The 16289-nt window shown below is 63.8% G+C and carries 15 protein-coding genes and 1 pseudogene; 6 read left to right on the top strand and 10 right to left on the bottom strand.

The window, feature by feature from the left end; translation table 11 throughout:
- The first annotated feature begins 82 nt into the window (after positions 1–82).
- Both C1H84_RS07605 and C1H84_RS07600 read left to right on the top strand, forming a co-directional pair.
- Complete coding sequence (locus tag C1H84_RS07605; protein WP_047120149.1) at positions 83–637, top strand: type 1 glutamine amidotransferase domain-containing protein; 555 nt, start codon at positions 83–85, stop codon at positions 635–637.
- 55 nt (positions 638–692) lie between these two features.
- On the top strand, positions 693–896 hold the full coding sequence (locus C1H84_RS07600) for a DUF6480 family protein (RefSeq protein WP_113607019.1): 204 nt from the start codon (positions 693–695) through the stop codon (positions 894–896).
- 250 nt (positions 897–1146) lie between these two features.
- On the opposite strand, the gene C1H84_RS07595 is transcribed toward C1H84_RS07600, so the two are convergent.
- Positions 1147–2868 (bottom strand): thiamine pyrophosphate-dependent enzyme, encoded by a 1722-nt coding sequence (locus C1H84_RS07595; RefSeq protein ID WP_113607018.1) that lies wholly within the window; start codon positions 2866–2868, stop codon positions 1147–1149.
- A gap of 269 nt (positions 2869–3137) precedes the next feature.
- Positions 3138–4088: a beta-ketoacyl-ACP synthase III gene (locus C1H84_RS07590; RefSeq protein WP_047120146.1), complete on the bottom strand. Its 951-nt coding sequence runs from the start codon at positions 4086–4088 to the stop codon at positions 3138–3140.
- Positions 4089–4336: 248 nt separating this feature from the next.
- Here C1H84_RS07590 and C1H84_RS07585 point away from each other — a divergent pair, with 248 nt between their 5' ends.
- A complete protein-coding gene (locus tag C1H84_RS07585; RefSeq protein WP_113607017.1) occupies positions 4337–5155 on the top strand; it encodes a metallophosphoesterase family protein in 819 nt (272 codons plus the stop codon).
- Between the two features lie 48 nt (positions 5156–5203).
- Complete coding sequence (locus C1H84_RS07580) at positions 5204–5764, top strand: histidine phosphatase family protein (protein WP_113607016.1); 561 nt, start codon at positions 5204–5206, stop codon at positions 5762–5764.
- Between the two features lie 82 nt (positions 5765–5846).
- Here C1H84_RS07580 and C1H84_RS07575 read toward each other — a convergent pair whose 3' ends face one another.
- From C1H84_RS07575 to C1H84_RS18390, 6 genes and pseudogenes are all read right to left on the bottom strand, one after another.
- Complete coding sequence (locus C1H84_RS07575; protein ID WP_181728071.1) at positions 5847–7568, bottom strand: alpha/beta-hydrolase family protein; 1722 nt, start codon at positions 7566–7568, stop codon at positions 5847–5849.
- Between the two features lie 164 nt (positions 7569–7732).
- Positions 7733–8902: an acetyl-CoA C-acyltransferase gene (locus C1H84_RS07570; protein ID WP_113607014.1), complete on the bottom strand. Its 1170-nt coding sequence runs from the start codon at positions 8900–8902 to the stop codon at positions 7733–7735.
- Between the two features lie 2 nt (positions 8903–8904).
- Positions 8905–9549, bottom strand: coding sequence for a CoA transferase subunit B (locus C1H84_RS07565; protein WP_113607013.1), 645 nt, complete (start codon positions 9547–9549; stop codon positions 8905–8907).
- A 2-nt stretch (positions 9550–9551) separates the two neighbouring features.
- Positions 9552–10256, bottom strand: coding sequence for a CoA transferase subunit A (locus C1H84_RS07560; protein ID WP_047120141.1), 705 nt, complete (start codon positions 10254–10256; stop codon positions 9552–9554).
- Positions 10257–10422: 166 nt separating this feature from the next.
- Positions 10423–10608 (bottom strand): annotated as a pseudogene (locus C1H84_RS18395) (VOC family protein); the annotation flags it as partial.
- Positions 10609–10647: 39 nt separating this feature from the next.
- Positions 10648–10890, bottom strand: coding sequence for a VOC family protein (locus C1H84_RS18390; protein WP_220124890.1), 243 nt, complete (start codon positions 10888–10890; stop codon positions 10648–10650).
- A 114-nt stretch (positions 10891–11004) separates the two neighbouring features.
- On the opposite strand from C1H84_RS18390, the gene C1H84_RS07550 reads away from it, so the two are divergent.
- Complete coding sequence (locus C1H84_RS07550) at positions 11005–11793, top strand: IclR family transcriptional regulator (protein WP_113607231.1); 789 nt, start codon at positions 11005–11007, stop codon at positions 11791–11793.
- Between the two features lie 74 nt (positions 11794–11867).
- On the opposite strand, the gene C1H84_RS07545 is transcribed toward C1H84_RS07550, so the two are convergent.
- Positions 11868–12992 carry a YkvI family membrane protein gene (locus C1H84_RS07545; RefSeq protein WP_113607012.1) on the bottom strand — a complete coding sequence of 375 codons (1125 nt, stop codon included), beginning with the start codon at positions 12990–12992 and terminating at the stop codon, positions 11868–11870.
- Between the two features lie 363 nt (positions 12993–13355).
- Between C1H84_RS07545 and C1H84_RS07540 the strand changes: the two genes are divergently transcribed.
- The gene (locus tag C1H84_RS07540; RefSeq protein ID WP_047120138.1) at positions 13356–14456 is read left to right on the top strand and encodes an alanine racemase; all 1101 of its coding nucleotides are present in this window, start codon (positions 13356–13358) and stop codon (positions 14454–14456) included.
- Positions 14457–14488: 32 nt separating this feature from the next.
- Here the strand turns inward: C1H84_RS07540 and C1H84_RS07535 are convergent, their stop codons facing one another.
- On the bottom strand, positions 14489–16213 hold the full coding sequence (locus C1H84_RS07535) for a nuclease-related domain-containing DEAD/DEAH box helicase (RefSeq protein WP_113607011.1): 1725 nt from the start codon (positions 16211–16213) through the stop codon (positions 14489–14491).
- Positions 16214–16289 lie beyond the last annotated feature (76 nt).

Below are 16289 nucleotides of genomic sequence, written 5' to 3'. Positions count from 1 at the left end.
GAGGACTTCCTGACCGCTTCTTGTGCCACCCGTGCTGGCAGAGCAGTGTTGGCTGTGAACACCTAGAGGAAAGGAAAAGCCGATGGCTGATTTGTCCAGTAAAAAGGTTCTCGTTCTGGTCTCCAATCGTGGCGCTGAGCAAGACGAATTGACCAGTCCGGTCGAATCGCTTCGGTCTGCCGGAGCAAACGTCAAGGTCGCTGCTCCCAGGAAGGAGAAGATCCAAACCTTGGTGGGAGATTGGGACCAGGGCAAGATTCTCGAAGCTGACATGGCTTTGGAGACCGTGGACGAGCAGGAATTCGACCTGCTGCTGATCCCTGGGGGAACGCTCAATGCGGATAATCTGCGTCTTGACGACGAGGCGCAGCGCATTGTCCAGTCCTTCGCCGCCACCGGACGGCCGGTGGCTTCGATCTGCCACGGTCCGTGGCTGCTTGTGGAAACCGGGCTTGTCCGGGACAAGACGTTGACTTCGTATAAGTCAATTAAGACAGACGTGGTCAACGCTGGCGGACAGTGGGTGGACGAGGAAGTTTTCCGGTGCTCGGCGCAAAATTTCGTTCTCATCACTTCGCGCAACCCTGGAGATCTGGAAGCGTTCAATGCCGCGATCATCGAGGAGCTCGGTGCTTAATCGGCCCTGGACAACTAACGCGAGCAAGGTATAGAAATCCCGAAGGAGCTTTTCAATGAAGAACAACAAGTTCGACAAACAAAGCGAAACAGAGAAGGACGCCGCGGGTGGGGCATCAAGTCAGGAAAAGGCGGCTTCCTCTAACCCCGACCCTCTGGAACAGACAATCACTGGCTTGGAACCGGGTGGCGGAGTGCCGCCCGGAGAAACACCGCCGGCAGAAGGATCGATGAGCGGGGACCAAGGGCACGAAGAGTAGACACTTCGGGGACTGCGACCTTCCAGCAGCTTCGGACACCTCACGGTCCGGTTGCCGGGAGAAAACGCTTCCCCGAACGCAGGGGTGTTTCTCCTGCGGAAGTCCGTTGTGTCTCTGAGTGGCAGTGACGATGCAGACTTCGAGATTGCAGACTGCGCCTCTGGGCAAGTCAAGACTTGCCCCGAGGCGCAGTCTGCCAAGGGATGCGTTCGAGCTCTCCAGACCAGATGCGATTCTGGGCAGTGCCGGTTCAAGGGCTTTCGATTGCTTCCTTCGACTTGGCGATCGCAAACCCCCAGGCATCAGACGCAGTCGTCTTCGGCGGCAAGGATATCTCCTGAGGATTGGTACGGATGTCGAGCAGATACGGTCCATCGCTGGCAAGCGCTGCATCAATGGAAGCCGCGATGTCTTCGGGCTTCGTGACCAGCTGGGAATTAATGCCCATTGCATGTGCGACTTGGGAGAGATCGGGATTGTCCAGCTCCGTGCCGAATTCCTCGAGACCGCCCTGTTCCTGCTCAAGCTTGACCATTCCCAGACGGCCGTTGTTGTAGACGATGAACTTCACCGGGAGCTTGTAGGTCACGGCTGTCCGCAGATCTCCGAGCAGCATCATCAGTCCGCCGTCGCCGCAGTTGGCGATGACCTGCCGCGAACGATCCAACGCCTGCGCCCCTAGAGCTTGAGGCATGGCGTTGGCCATGGAGCCCAAATTGAAGGACCCAAGCAGGCGCCGTTCGCCCCGCATCTCTATGAACTGCGACAACCAAACCGTTGACATTCCCGTGTCGACGGTGAATATCGCGTCGCGGGCTGCTTTCTGGTCCAGCTGGGCAGCGACTGCTTCCGGACGAATGAACTCCTCCGGGTTCTCCACCAGGCTACGGACTTTTCCCACCAGACCGCGGTCGCGATCCGGGTCGGTGATCCTGCCCTGGCGTTCCAACCAGCGCTCGTATTGCTTGCGGATCGATGCCAGATGCTTGTCCGCGCGTCCGGCTGGTAGTTTCGGCAACAGTTGTTTCAAGGACGGCTCGACATGCCCGACCAGCGCGTGCGAAACCTGGGTGCGACGGCCAATGTGCTCGGCACGCATATCCAGCTGGATGACCGTCTTCCCGCTGGGGTACCAGTCCCTGTACGGAAAATCGGTTCCGATCATGAATACTACATCTGCTTCGTCCAATGCAGCGGCCGCTGCGGGGTTGCCGATCAGGCCGGTCTGCCCTACCTGATAGTTGTTCCCCGATTCCAAGCTTTCCTTGGCCTTGAGCGTCAGCACCATGGGAGCTTGCAAGCGTTCGGCAAGTTCGAGGATCTCGGCGCGTGCTTCGCGCGCACCCATCCCGACCAGCAAGGTGACTTTCTGGGCATCCTGCAATACCTGGGCGGCCTCATCAATCTGTCGCAGCGGCGCAGCGGCTTGCGCCGCCTGCGGGGTGAACTTGGCCGGGCGGACGTTCTTTTCGAGCTTCATGCCGCCCACGTTCCCCGGCACGGTCAGCACGGCCACACCGCGGTTCGAGATGGCGGCGTTGACAGCCTGTTCCAGAAGCTGCGGCATTTGGTCGGCCGAGGTGACTGTCTGCGCGAAAACCGCTACGTCGCTGAATAGAAGATCGTTGTTGACCTCTTGGAAGAAACTGCTGCCAATTTCCGAGGTAGGCACTTGGCCGCAAATGGCCAAGACCGGGGCATGGGACTTCTTGGCATCATAGAGACCGTTGAGCAGATGGATCGATCCCGGGCCCACCGTTCCCATGCACAGCCCAAGACGCCCTGTCAGCTGGGCTTGCGCACCGGCTGCAAACGCAGCGGCTTCCTCGTGTCGTACGCCAACCCACTCCATGGAAGGTTCTTCACGGATTGCGTCGGTCAGCGGGTTAAGAGCATCGCCGACAACACCCCAGGCGTGGGTGACACCGTATTCCGCGAGGGACTCGACAATAGCTTTACTGACTGTCTTCATGTCTTTCCTTTCCGCAACAAGGACAACGTGGACAATGGATAGCCGCAGTCTTGGACAGATTCGGAAAACTCCGATTCTTGTCTGCTTCCCGACGGACCGAAGACCTCTCTTCCAGGGAAGCTGTGCTTTATCCACCAATTTCATCGTGGCACAACGATCCGCGGGTCGCAGGTGCGTTCAGCCTTTCCACATACTGGCCGGGCGAAAGCTGCGGAAGGTACAAAAAAGCCTGCCGCCGATGGCGACAGGCTTTCTGATTTAGGCGTCGATTATGGAATGGTGATGACCTGGCCGGCGTAGGCCAGACCGCCGCCGAAGGCGAACAACAGGGCCTTGGACCCCGAAGGCAGCGGCTCGTCCGAAGCCATCAGCTTGGACAGCGCCAGCGGCACCGAAGCGGCCGAGGTGTTGCCGGAGTAGACGATGTCGGTGGCTACGCGGGCATTCGGCGCACCGATCTTCTCGGCCAGCGGCTCGATGATCCGCAAGTTGGCCTGGTGCAGGATGATTCCGTCGATTTCCTCGGGCTGCAGTCCGGCGCGCTCGATGATCTGCGAGGCGATCTTCGGCAGCTGGGTCACGGTCCAGCGGTAGACGCTCTGGCCGTTCTGCGCGAACTTCATGTCGTTCTCGGCTTCGATGCGCACGGCATCCGACAGCGAAGGCACCGAACCCCATACCGCAGGGGAAATCGCATTCTCCTCGGAAGCTGTCACGACAAACGCGCCGGCGCCGTCGGCGGTCAGCACGCAGGTGGTGCGGTCGGTGAAGTCGGTGTAATCGGTCAGCATTTCCGCGCCGATGACCAGGACGTTGGTCGCGGTGCCTGCGGCGATGGCACCCTGGGCCAGACCCACAGCGTGCGTGAAGCCCGAGCAGGCAGCATTGATGTCCATCGTGGCTGGACCCTGGTTCATCTCAAGGGCGTTGGCGACGCGGGCGGCCATGTTCGGCGAACGGTCGGTCGCGGTGCACGTCGCCAGCACGATCATGTCGATGTCCTGGGCGGTGATGCCCTCGGCATTGTCCAGCGCCATTTTGGCGGCCTTGACGGCCATGGAATCGACGGTCTCGACTCCGGTGCCCCAACGGCGTTCCTCGATGCCTACGCGGCGCACAATCCATTCGTCGCTGGTCTCCACGAGCTTTTCCAGCTCGGTGTTTGGCACGATGCGCTCTGGCTGGAAGTGGCCAAAAGCGACGACTTTGCTGCCGGTCATGGATGTTGCTCCTTGGTGGATTAAATGCTGCCTCCATTAAGGTTAGTCGTTTTGCACGCTACTTGCCGTTCACATGCTCAAGATGGCATATATTTTGGGAAAATTCGCGGGAAATCGGCGCTTCTCGTTCGTTATACGAGAATCCAAGCATTCCGGGCCTCTTCATATGTCGTCGACGTGGAGTTCACCCGGATGTCGGCGGCGGCCGTTGCAATGGAGGGAAAGCAGTACGGAGGGAGGGGAGAAAAATGGATCAACTGACAATTGTGCACCTGAGCGACACCCATCTCACCGGGAATGCCCGGCTGCTGTACGGGACAATCGATCCGTGGCGCCGGCTGGCCCGGGCACTGGGCGCCGCGGAGCAGCTGAAACCCGACGCGCTGGTGCTGACCGGGGACGTGGCCGACCGCGGGGCCGCGATCCACTCGGATGCGGCCAGGATCCTGGCCGAGGCGCAGTACCTGCTGGGCTGCCCGATCATCACGATTCCCGGGAACCACGATCCCGCCGGATCGATCGGCCCGCTGTTCAACACCACGAGGTTGTCCACCGGACCGCATCCGGCCAATACCGTGCACGACATCGACGGGCTGCGCATCATCGGACTGGACAGCGGCGGATTCCAGCAGGCCCAAGGCCGGATCGATGCCTCCCAGCGGGCCTGGCTCGATCGGCTGCTGTCCGTCGCCGCACCCAAGGGAACGGTTGTGCTGCTCCACCATCCGCCACTGGAATCCTTCTCCGCCGCCCTGGCCGGGCGCGGGCTGGAGAATCCCGAAGCATTGGCAGCACTGGTCGCGGGAAGCGACGTGCGCGCGATCCTGTGCGGGCACTACCACCAGAGTGGAGCCAGCCAGCTGCTGAACACCCCGGTGTTCATGGCGCCGGCAACCTCCTACAACATGAACCCCTTCGCCCCGACGGAGGTCGTCCAGGAGGACTGCGCTTGGTTCTCGGTGCTGCGCATCAGCGCCCAATGCGTGGTGTCGGTGCCTGCGTCCACCGAGCAGATGCGCCCGTCGCAGGAACGAACCGAAACCTATCTCGCCCTGCGGGGCCGCTGAACCTACGACAAACCGCGTTGCCCCGAAAGCGCCCACGAAGGAAGAACAATGACTGCAACAACGATCGTCTTGATCCGCCATGGCCAAACCGAATGGAACCGCGCGCAGCGGCTGCACGGCCGCAGCGACTTGCCGTTGAATGCCACCGGCATCGCCCAGGCCCACTCGCTGGCGGCCGAATTGTCCTGCGATGGTCCGTGGGATGCCGTCTATTCGTCGCCGTTGTTCCGGGCCTGCCAAAGCGCGCAGATCCTGGCCGATGCGCTGGGGATCGCCAAGGTCCAGGAGAACCCGGAACTGATGGAACGCGACTTCGGCGAGTCCGAGGGCCGCCTGGTGAAGGGCCTGGATGATGAACAGCGCCGCCTGCTCATGGAGGTGGGCGAACCCGAGGACCATCTGGTGCAGCGCGGGGTGAACGTCCTGTTCAAGATTTCAGTGCAGCATCCGCAGCAGCGGGTGCTGGTGGTCAGCCACGGAGCCTGGATCGGCTCGGTGCTGACCGCGCTGAGCGGTGAAGCGCATCCGCCGCTGGCCAATGCGCAGATGATCGAGCTCGATCCTGCGCTGTTGGGCAACTTTGTCGCGCGAGAGCCGTTGTGGCACTAGCTGCCGGACTCAACGGGTTCGGGTTCTCGAACTCGGTTCGGATCGTTCTTTGCCGCTCTGCATGAATGCTCTGCAGGCTTTGCTATCGTGCTGGCTGGCTTTGTTTCAAGAGTTCCACCAAGCGTTCGGTGTCCCTGTCGGTCCACTGGCCAGAGGGAAGGATCTGCGCCCATGCTCGGACCGGCACCTGCCCGAATTCGTGTCCCTGGCCATCGGGTATCCCGGAGGCCACCTGGTCCAGCAATAGCTGGAGACCGGTCACCACGGGAATCCAAACCATTGCCGATGGAATATTCCCCGGCCGCTGGCCGGCACGCAGCCAGTCCGGCTTGGAAATGAAGACTTCGACATCTCCCCAGCTGATGGGGTCGTTGGAATGCTGGAGATAGCCGATCCGGCTCTCGCCCCACGTGCCAGAACCCGGCCAGTGGACCCCGTCGGCGGAGAACCTGACAATGTCCCCGTTTTCGTAGACAGGGAGGACCGCGGGGCTGCCCGGATCGCGTTCATCGGTGAAGCGCTGCCAGAGCCGGTTGCCGGCGGCTGGGCCGACAAAGAGCGCACCATCGGTGCGCGTCGCGAAATCCTGAGCGCCGCTGAAGGCAGCCTCCGCACCGAAGGACCCCAGCGATTCCCCGCTGACCACCAGTTTTGGGCGTTCCTTGGTCGGCAGCTGCACCCAGTGCCGATACACGGCGTCGAACAGCAGGCGTCCGGCGTCTTGTGCCCGTGAGGAGTCCATGAGGAATGACATCCAGCTGGGAAGGTAGGAATACTGCATGCTGACCGTCGCTGTATCGCCGCCCCACATGTACTCCAGCGCCTGGATCTGGTTCTCGTTCACCCAGCCGCGTCCCGTGCCGGTGGCCACGTTGAGCACCGCGCGGTTGAATGCGCCGGTGCGTCGCAGCTCCTCAACCGCCAGCGCGGCCTGGGCCGCGAGCTCCGTGTTGCCGTCCTTTCCGGCCCCGGCATAGACACGGATGGGCTGTTTGGCATCCTTGCCGGAGAACGCCGCCACCGACGAGCTGTTGGGGGTGTTGGAAATGAATAGGCGCCCTTGGCGTCCCAAATCGGCCCAGCTGACCGAAGACCCGGGCCCCGCAGACAGTTCGGGATTATGGGGCGGTTGCAGGTCGGTGAGGAATTCGTCATTGATCGACAGGAACAGGTTGTCCAACGATCCGGCGACGCGCTGCACCACTGCCCGGTTGCCGACCATCGCCAACCCCAGCACCATGGCCGCCACGACGATGACCGCCGCGACGCGCCGTGGCAATACCTTGTCCACGATTTCAATGAGTGCCAGGGAAATCTTGCGAACGAATCGGCAGATGATCAGCAGCAGCGCCAGGAGAACCACACCCACCAGCACGACGTACACCAGCGACCACGCAGATTGGTGCGGCATCGCCAACTGCTCTCGCTGGTCGTTCTGCCAGAGTTGGTAGAACACCAGCCCGGCGGCCGACAGCACCACGCCGAGCACTGCGGCGGCCTTCCCTGCGGTACGCGGGGCAGGATTCGCTTGCGGCGCTTCGGAATGAATCTCCGGCGACGAGGCATCCTGCTGCCCAGCGGCCCGGGGTTCCTGCGACGCGCTCTTCGAAGAGACCAAGAGCCACCGGATCAGCGCTCCTGCCGCATATCCCAGCAGCGCGGCCAGGGCGCAGAGCACTCCCTGGAATACCGCGGTGCGCGGCAGCATGGACGGGGTTAGCGAAAGCAGCGCCAGTGCCAGCGCGCCCAACGCAGGGATCCAGTGCATGCGCCAGGGTTTGAGAACCGCCAGCCGCTCGGCCATGTGGTGCCTCCGTAGGTCCGGGCCGGCCTGCGGTGTTGCCGTCCAGCTCCTGGAATTGAAGTCTAGGGGGCTTCGGCGTATTTCGTGCGAGTATGACTTGTGATGCACGAAATCCGGCGGACGGGTCTCATCTCCCGCCGCCGGCATTCGTTGATTTTTAGGGGCTACAGCGAGCGCAGCAGCACCGCGGTGCCCTGGCCGCCGCCGCCGCAGATGCCCACGGCACCCAGCGAACCGGCCGGCAATTCCTGCAGCTGGCGTGCCAGGGTGCCCACGATGCGGGCGCCGGAGGCGCCGATCGGGTGGCCCAGTGCAATCGCGCCGCCGTGCGGGTTCACGATCTCGGGGTCGATGCCCAGCGCCGCGGTGGACTGCACCGCTACGGCCGCGAAGGCCTCGTTGATTTCCACGACCTTCAAGTCCTCGGCCTTTTCGCCGGCACGCTGCAGCGCGGCGCGGATGGCGTTCGACGGCTGCTCGTGCAGCGTGCGGTCAGGTCCGGCGACAAACGCGTGGGAAACGATCTCCGCCATCGGGGTCAGGCCCAGGCGCTCGACTGCGGCGTCGCTGGCCAGCACCACGGCCGCGGCGCCGTCGGTGATCTGCGAGGAGTTCCCGGCGGTGATGGTGCCATCCTTGGCGAAGGCCGGGCGCAGCCCGCCCAGGGACTCGATGGTGGTGGACTCGCGCACGCCGTCGTCCTCGGAATACACGGTGTCGCCCTTGCGGGTGGAGATGGTGAACGGAGCGATCTCCCCGGCCAGGAACTCGCGGGAGGCGGCGGCACGCTGATGCGATGCGGCGGCCACGGCGTCCTGGGACTCGCGGGTCATGGACAGCTTGGCATTGTGCTCCTCGGTGGAGGCGCCCATGGAGCGCTGCTCGGCGGCATCGGTCAAGCCGTCGTACTCCAGGGTGTCGATCAGCTCGATCGCGCCGTACTTGGTGCCGGCGCGGGCGCGCTGCACGTGCGGGGCCAGCGACATGGACTCCTGGCCGATGGCCAGCACCACGTCCACCTCGCCGCTGGCAATCAGGCGCTCGCCGGCCACCACGGCCTCGGCGCCGGAGAGGCACACCGCGTTGACCGCGATGGCCGGGACGTTCAGCGGGACGCCGGCTCCGACGGCGGACTGGCGGGCCGGGTTCTGGCCGGCACCGCCCTGCAGCACCTGGCCTGCGACGACGCGCTGGACCTCGGCGGGGTCAACGCCTGCACGCTCCAGCGCGGCCTTGGCGGCATGGGCGCCCAGCGCGGTTCCCGGCACGGAGGCCAGGGCTCCGTTGAACTTCATGAACGGGGTGCGGGCGTAGCCTACGATCTTGACGGTCATTCTTACTGGTCCTCCTGGATGTCCACGGCGAAGTTCGCCGCGGTGATTTCTTGAATGCTTGCTGCACTCTCGCCCGGGGCGCAGGCCCGCAGGATGAGTGCCCCGTCTTCGATGTCGAAGACGGCGCGGTCGGTGATGATGCGGTTGACGACCCCGACGCCGGTCAGCGGCAGGTCGCATTTTTCAACGATTTTGCTGGTGCCGTCCTTGGCCACGTGGTCGGTGAGCACGATGACGCGCGGGGTGCCGGCCACCAGGTCCATGGCTCCGCCCATGCCCTTCACGAGCTTGCCGGGGATGGTCCAGTTGGCCAGGTCGCCGTTGGCGGCGACCTGCAGCGCGCCGAGGATGGCGGTGGCCACGTGCCCGCCGCGGATCATCCCGAAGCTGGTGGCCGAGTCGAAGAAGCTGCCGCCGGGCAGGATGGTCACGGTCTGCTTGCCGGCATTGATCAGGTCTGCGTCTTCTTCTCCCTCGTAGGGGAACGGCCCCATGCCCAGCAGCCCGTTCTCGCTTTGCAGCTTGACCGAGACGCCCTCGGGCAGGTGGTTGGCCACCATGGTCGGAATGCCGATGCCCAAGTTCACGTACTGGCCGTCGGTCAGCTCGCTGGCGGCGATGGCCGCCATTTCGTCGCGGGTCCACATGGCTAGCCCTCCTGCCTGCTGCGCACGGTGCGCTGTTCGATGTCCTTGGTGCTGTCGGCTTGGACGAGCGTCTGCACGAAGATGCCCGGGGTTTCCACCAGCGACGGGTCGAGGAAGTCTTCGCGGATATGCTCGGCTTCGGCGAAGGTGTGGCGGCCGGACATGGCCGCCAGCGGATTGAAGTTCTTGGAGGTCATGCGGTAGCGCAGGTTGCCTTCGGCATCCGCCTCGTAGGCCTTGACCAAGGCGATGTCAGCGAAGATGCCGCGTTCAAGGATGGCCGGCTTGCCGTTGAACTCCATGACTTCCTTGCCCTCGGCCACCGGGGTGCCGACGCCGGTGGGGGTGAAGAAGGCCGGGATGCCCACGCCGCCGGCGCGCAGTCGTTCGGCCAGTGTGCCCTGGGGGCAGAATTCGACCTCCAGATCCCCGTCGAGGAACTGCTGGGCGAAGAGCTTGTTCTCCCCGACGTAGGAGGCGAGGACCTTGGAGACCTGCTTGTTCTCCAGCAAAAGGCCAAGGCCCTTGCCGTCGACTCCCATGTTGTTGGAGACGATGGTCAGGTTCGTCGCGCCCGAGTCCCGCAGCGCCTTGATGAGCCGGGTGGGATTCCCGCTCAGGCCAAAGCCTCCCACGGCGATGGTCATGCCGTCCTTGACGACTTCGGCCAGTGCGGCTGCCGCGTCGTCGCGATACTTCGTTGTCATCGATTCCTCCATGCCGTCCACGATGTGGAGTGCAGTTCTGATTACCTCCAAACCTACGTAGTCGCAGGTAGGCATTCAATAGGCGGTGCCGCATTGGAGCGGTATTGCTCAAATGATGGGGGATCATGGACACTGCGTTCATAATATGGACGAATATTGCCGCAGATTAAACCACGTCGAATTCGTTGCCCTCCGGATCCTGCACGGCGATCGCGTAATGGCCCATGGACGGCTCGTCGTGGATGCCCAGGATGGCCGCTCCGCGGGAGGCCAAGCGCTCGGCGGTGGCACGCACACGCTCGACGCGGGTCTCCAGCGGAACACCCCGTCCACCGCCGACTTTCAGGTCGAAGTGCCAGCGGTTCTACATGGTTTTCGACTCGGGAACCTGCTACAACCAGATGCGAGGCCCTCGGCCGGTGGGATCGATGATGGATTCGGGGAGGTCGCCAGAGCCGGGCGGCAGTTCCTCGTCCGCCACTCCCAGGTCCTGCCAGTAGGCGCGCCAGCTGGCGTGGCCGGCCGGCGGAGGTTCTTGCACGTAGCCCAGCGCCTCGGCCCAGAACTCCACCATGAGCTGCGGGTGCGCGCAGTCGATGGTTAGCTGCATGGTCATCTCCGGTGTCGAATCCATGCCAGCAGTATGGCAGAGACGCGCTGCGAGGACGCCGGACTGGCGGCTGCCATCCAGATGCTGGTGCACCGTCACAAGTTCCGGCCGTGGACGCCAATCGTCCATAATGTGGGCATGAGTACAACACCTTCCGGGGCGCAGGTTGTCGGACGCCTGGCAGCCGTATTGCGCACCGTGAGCACCTCCATGCCCCAGGGCATCACGACCACGGAGGCCGCGCGGCAGGCGGGGCTGCCGAGACCCACCGTGCACCGGCTGCTGACCGCATTGGTGGCCGAAGGCTTCTGCGACCACGACAACGCCACCGGACATTGGCTGCTGGGCCCGGAGCTCTATCTGATGGGTGAGGTGGCCGCCGAACGCTACGACATCAGCGAACTGGCCCGGGTGCATGTCGCGGCGCTCGCGGAAGCGACCGGCGAGAGCGCGTTCCTCTCCGCCCGGCGCGGGGATGAGACGGTCTGCCTGCTGCGCCAGGACGGAGCTTTTCCCATCCGCTCCTTCGTCCTCTACGAGGGGCGGCGCTTCCCGCTGGGTGTTGCCTCGGCGGGGATCGCGATCCTCGCGTTCCTGGCCGAATCCACGGTGGAGAACTACCTGCAGTCCCACGACCTGGTGCCCGAATACGGGCAGGCCCATTCGGCCGAGGCGCTGCGAGCCAAGGTCGCCGAAACCAGGACGCTGGGATATTCGGTGAACCCGGGGCTGATCGTCGAGGGCAGCTGGGGCATGGGAGCGGCGGTCTTCGACGCCACGGGCCAGCCAGCCTGGGCGCTGAGCCTGACCGGCATCCAGAGCCGATTCGAGGAGGCCCGCCGCAAGGAGCTGGGGCAGCTGCTGCTGCACCACGCGCATGAACTGTCGACGCAGTTGCGCCGCAGCCCCGGAGCGATCACCCGGTAGCCGGACAGGCGGCATCGCCGGGGCCGGTTGGAAGCCAGCTGACCCCGGCGATGCTTCTTGGCTGTGATAACTGGTTAGAGCACTTCGCGGCGTGCGATGCGGGTGACCGTTTTCACCAGCATCAGGACCAGCAGGATCACACCCACATACCCGTTGATCACATAGACCACGTTGACCATCTGGGAGAACGGAATCAGCAGGCCAATGAAAGTGCCCAGTGCGGCCAGGCCGATGGTCAGGTACTTGAAGCCTGGGGTCTTATCGGGGAAAAAGCGCGAAGATACCGTCCACAGCAGCGGTACCGCTGTGGTGTAGATGCCGGCAAGGATGATTACCGAAATGCCGGAGGCAACCCACGGGGCGATGTCATTGGCCAAAACCAGCATGGGAATTTCGGCTCCCGTCAAGCGTTCGATGTTGGCCAGCAGACCCAGCGCAATGATGACGCACGCAATGGAGAATGCGGCAGCACCCAGTGCTCCGCCGGAAGCTGCCTCCTTCTTGCTGCGCGCGGTCTTGCCCAGCGCGGTGAGGAAGGCTGCGAGCCAGAGCATGCAGAATCCGACATAGGACAGTCCGGCCATAAACCAGTTGCTTGACGCTCGGGTCAGGTCAAGGGAATCGGCAATGGCGTTGCCGGAAGCGATGCCGCCGGGATTGTTGACGATTCCGACGATGCCCAGGGTGATGGCGATGACCACGATCAGCGGACCGATCTTGCCAATGACGTCGACCAAGCTCTTGAGCCCGAACCAGACGCTGATTCCTACTGCCAGTGCCAGAGCGAGTCCGCCGATGTACTTGGAGATCCCGAAATGTTCCTCGAACACTGCGCCGGCTCCAGCCACCATGACGGTAAAGCTGAGGAAAACGAAGAGGATGGAGAAGAAGTCGAAGAAAGTACCGAGGTAGCGCCCGCAGTAGTAGTGGAAGATGTGTGATGGTTTGTCGAATTTCTTCGCGTTGCCCACGACAAAGAACTCAACTGCAACGTATGTCATCAGCACCAGCACCAGCGCGCCGGTGCCGAAGACGCCCCAGAAGCCGTAGGAACTGAAATATTGGATGATTTCTTGACCCGTCGCGAAGCCCGATCCGATCAAAAATGCGAGGATGGCTCCCGCGTAGGTCAGTACCCGTAGGACACTGGTTTTCTCGCCGGTGGCCAAGTGTGCCCTAGTGGCAGTTTTGTCTGTCATCTTGCCGCGACTCCCTTGCATATCAGTTTTCTAGGACTGATTGATAGTTAATGCACTATTGATATATCAGTAATGCAAATCACGTTAGGCTCATCGATGTGATCTAGTCAACAAGTTGACGGTACATTTCTGGCCGCATAGGCGTACTGATCGCAGTCATGAGTTGCCGGACGGGATCTGACGGGCTGAATATTAGCGCGGGAGAGTGAGCTTCATGCCCCGCGTAGGTGGAACACTGGACTGTCTGGCTGCCTGTGTGATCTTCCGGCTGCATTTGTGGAACAGACTTGTGACTTCCTGCGGTAGTCTGTGCTCCGGACGTGTTCGCGGCGAAGACGTCGGCTCGAGCTCTGGAAGGTATTTGTGGGCAATATTCCGTCAGGCATCAACACGCCTGAGATCTTGGTGGACGTGGAAAAACTGGAGCGGAATATCGCCCGGGTGGCCCAGCGGGTATCCAGCCAGGGGCTGAAGCTGCGCCCCCACGCCAAGACCCACAAGATGCTGGAGGTCGCCGACCGCCAGCTCACCGCGGGGGCCGCGGGCCTGACCGTCGCCACCGTCGGCGAGGCGCTGAACTTCGCCTTGCACGGGGTGCCGAAGCTGTTCATCGCTTACCCCCTGTGGATCAACGAATCCCAGGCCGAGCGCATCCTTGAACTGATGAAGCGGGCCAAGCTGAGCATCGGCACCGACTCGGTCGCCGCCGTGCAGCAGATGGCGAAAATGCTGGGGGAGAAGGCGCCCAAGGTCAAGCTCATGATCGAGATCGACAGCGGCCACCACCGCAGCGGCGTCGCCCCGGCTCAGGCCGTGGAGATCGCCGACGCCGCCCGCGACGCCGGACTGCGCGTGCATGGCGTGTTCACCTTCCCCGGCCACAGCTACGCCCCGAACGCCATCGACGAGGCAGTCAACCAGGAGCACAAGGCGCTCGCCGAGGCAGCCTGCCTGCTGCGCAAGGCCGGGCACCAGGTCAAGCGGATCAGCGGAGGCTCCACTCCCACCGCAGAACTGAGCGACAACTCGGTGCTGACCGAGGTCCGCCCCGGGGTCTACGTCTTCGGCGACGCCCAGCAGTTCGAGCTGGGGCGCACCGGATGGAACGACATCGCGCTGAGCGTGGCCTCCACCGTCATCAGCCGCCACGAGGGCTCCGCGGACATCCCGCGGCGCATCGTGGTGGACGCCGGCAGCAAGGTTCTCGGCTCGGACCGCCCGGCCTGGGCCAGCGGCTACGGCCGGGTCATGGAATGCCCCGAAGCCTCGATCACCGCGCTGTCCGAACACCATGCAACCATCGACTGGCCCGAGGAACGGGAACTGCCCGGCTACGGCGAGCAGCTGCGCATTATCCCGAACCACGTCTGCGTGGCGGTGAACCTGGTGGACTCCGTGCTGGCGATCCACCCGGATGGCGCCGTCGAGCGCTGGGACGTCAACGCCCGCGGGCTGAACTACTAAGGGCCCAAGGCTGACGGCTTATGGCCAGCGGCTCAGGGCGCCGGCTCCAGCTGCTGGGTGGCGTGCGGGTCCCATAGCTGCGCCTTGGACAGCGCCTGCGGGAGCTCGTGGCCGCAGGCCTCGTCGAGCAGGTCGGGGTCGCCGACCACCACCAGCAGGCTGCGGGCGCGGGAGAAGCCGACGTAGAGCATCTCCGCGGCGCGGCCCATGTCCTTGAAGCCGTTCACGCACAGGATCACCACGCTGCGCTCCAGGCCCTTGAAGCCGAGCACGTGCCCGTAGAACTCGCCTTCGCGGCGGTGGAACTCGGGCCAGTACTCGCTGTCCACGGTGCCGTCCTCGAAATGCCCCTGGTGGACGGGGTGGCGTTTGTTCGTGGTCAGCAGCGCGATCTGGTTGTTCGCCCAGCCCTCGTCAAGCAGCGCGTCCACGCAGTCCGAGGCGGTGTCGATGCTGTCCTCGGTGCTGCTAGCCACGAAGCGCACCGGGATCCCGTCGCCGCCGCGCAGCTTGCTGGCCTGGTCGATGAATCCCTTGAAGGTCTGCGCGATGCTGCGCGTGTTGCGCAGGTTGTCGTCGACATGGATGGGAACCAGCGCGGCGGCCGGGCCGAAGCTTTCGCCCACTGCCTCGCCGTCCCAGCGGCGGTAGACATCCTGCCGGCTGTCCATGAAGGCGTAGACCCGGCCGCCGGTGGGATCCACAGTGCAGGAAAGCAACGCCTCCCACCAGTCCGGGGCGAAGTCCTGGGCTTCGTCCACGATCACCGCATCCAGCTTCAGCCCGGCGTCCAGCCCCGGGCCGATCTCGCGCAGCATCGCGGGCATGGCCACGTCGAAGTATTCCTGTCCGCTGCCGTCGGGCACCCCCAGGCTGCGCGCGTATTCGTGGAATTCGCCGGTGTGCACCGGTTTGTTCTGCCGCCAAGTGCCGACCTCGGATTTCAGGTAGTGGCCCAAGCCCTTGTTGTAGCAGAACAGGCCAACCCGCAGCCCCTGCTTGGACAGCTCGCGCGCCTTGGCCAGGGCCATCCAGGTCTTGCCGCTGCCGGCGCCGCCGATGAAGCGCACCCGCGGCAGCGAGCGGGTGGCCGAGAGCAGGATCTGTTGGCGGGCGGTCAGGGTCTCCTGGACCTGCTCGTTGCCCAGCGCCTGGGCGTAGTCGACTTCGGCCTGGTCCCCGCCCAGCGGGCCGGTGGAGGAGGTCAGGTGCTTGACCATGCGTTCGGCGAAGTCCAGGGTCAGCCCGGCCAGGCCTCCGCCCTGGTTCTCGATGGCGCTGCGCACGTGCTGGGCGATCTGCGGCATCTGGCCGCGGTCGATGATCAGCTCGCGGGGGAATCCCACCGAGGTGTAGTCAGCAGGCCACGGGGTGTAGGGCAGGACTACGATGTGCGCCATGCGGCTGGTGACGCGGGTGCCCATCAGCGGGTAGAGCACCTCCTTCAAGGCGTGGGCGGAGCTTTGCACCTGCGCCATGGGGCTCTGCTTGAGCCGGTGTTTTCCCTTGGCATCCGACTGGTACCAGCAGCCCTCCGAGCTGGAGACCAGGCCGCCCTTGACCTCGATGGCGGCGATGCCCACCTCGGGCCAGAGCACCAGCAGGTCGATCTCGTGCTCGGCGCTGCCATCGCGCAGCTGCACCGAGTGGAAGAGCAGGGCATCCTCGGGCAGCGCGTCGCGCAGCGCCTCGAACACCGCCTTCTCCGCTCCGCCCTTGTCCGTGAACTCCGGATCCTGCGGATAACACCGTGCCATTGATTCCCCCGTGTGATGTTCTACGGCGCGAAGACGGCCGTCCTACGGGAAGTTTAGGCAGATCAGTGGAGATTTG

It is taken from the genome of Glutamicibacter soli, assembly GCF_003309065.1.
Classification (GTDB): Bacteria; Actinomycetota; Actinomycetes; order Actinomycetales; family Micrococcaceae; genus Glutamicibacter; species Glutamicibacter soli.
The sequence above is the reverse complement of the archived record's forward strand: the minus strand, read 5'-3'. Positions and strand labels throughout refer to the sequence as shown.

What these genes read in the sequence shown, in the direction of transcription:
- C1H84_RS07570 (WP_113607014.1), bottom strand. Translation starts at nt 8,902, where the DNA reads ATGACCGTCAAGATCGTAGGCTACGCCCGCACCCCGTTCATGAAGTTC.
- C1H84_RS07605 (WP_047120149.1), top strand. Translation starts at nt 83, where the DNA reads ATGGCTGATTTGTCCAGTAAAAAGGTTCTCGTTCTGGTCTCCAATCGT.
- C1H84_RS07565 (WP_113607013.1), bottom strand. Translation starts at nt 9,549, where the DNA reads ATGTGGACCCGCGACGAAATGGCGGCCATCGCCGCCAGCGAGCTGACC.
- C1H84_RS07590 (WP_047120146.1), bottom strand. Translation starts at nt 4,088, where the DNA reads ATGACCGGCAGCAAAGTCGTCGCTTTTGGCCACTTCCAGCCAGAGCGC.
- C1H84_RS07595 (WP_113607018.1), bottom strand. Translation starts at nt 2,868, where the DNA reads ATGAAGACAGTCAGTAAAGCTATTGTCGAGTCCCTCGCGGAATACGGT.
- C1H84_RS07575 (WP_181728071.1), bottom strand. Translation starts at nt 7,568, where the DNA reads ATGGCCGAGCGGCTGGCGGTTCTCAAACCCTGGCGCATGCACTGGATC.
- C1H84_RS07585 (WP_113607017.1), top strand. Translation starts at nt 4,337, where the DNA reads ATGGATCAACTGACAATTGTGCACCTGAGCGACACCCATCTCACCGGG.
- C1H84_RS07545 (WP_113607012.1), bottom strand. Translation starts at nt 12,992, where the DNA reads ATGACAGACAAAACTGCCACTAGGGCACACTTGGCCACCGGCGAGAAA.
- C1H84_RS07560 (WP_047120141.1), bottom strand. Translation starts at nt 10,256, where the DNA reads ATGACAACGAAGTATCGCGACGACGCGGCAGCCGCACTGGCCGAAGTC.
- C1H84_RS07550 (WP_113607231.1), top strand. Translation starts at nt 11,005, where the DNA reads ATGAGTACAACACCTTCCGGGGCGCAGGTTGTCGGACGCCTGGCAGCC.
- C1H84_RS07600 (WP_113607019.1), top strand. Translation starts at nt 693, where the DNA reads ATGAAGAACAACAAGTTCGACAAACAAAGCGAAACAGAGAAGGACGCC.
- C1H84_RS07580 (WP_113607016.1), top strand. Translation starts at nt 5,204, where the DNA reads ATGACTGCAACAACGATCGTCTTGATCCGCCATGGCCAAACCGAATGG.
- C1H84_RS18390 (WP_220124890.1), bottom strand. Translation starts at nt 10,890, where the DNA reads ATGGATTCGACACCGGAGATGACCATGCAGCTAACCATCGACTGCGCG.
- C1H84_RS07535 (WP_113607011.1), bottom strand. Translation starts at nt 16,213, where the DNA reads ATGGCACGGTGTTATCCGCAGGATCCGGAGTTCACGGACAAGGGCGGA.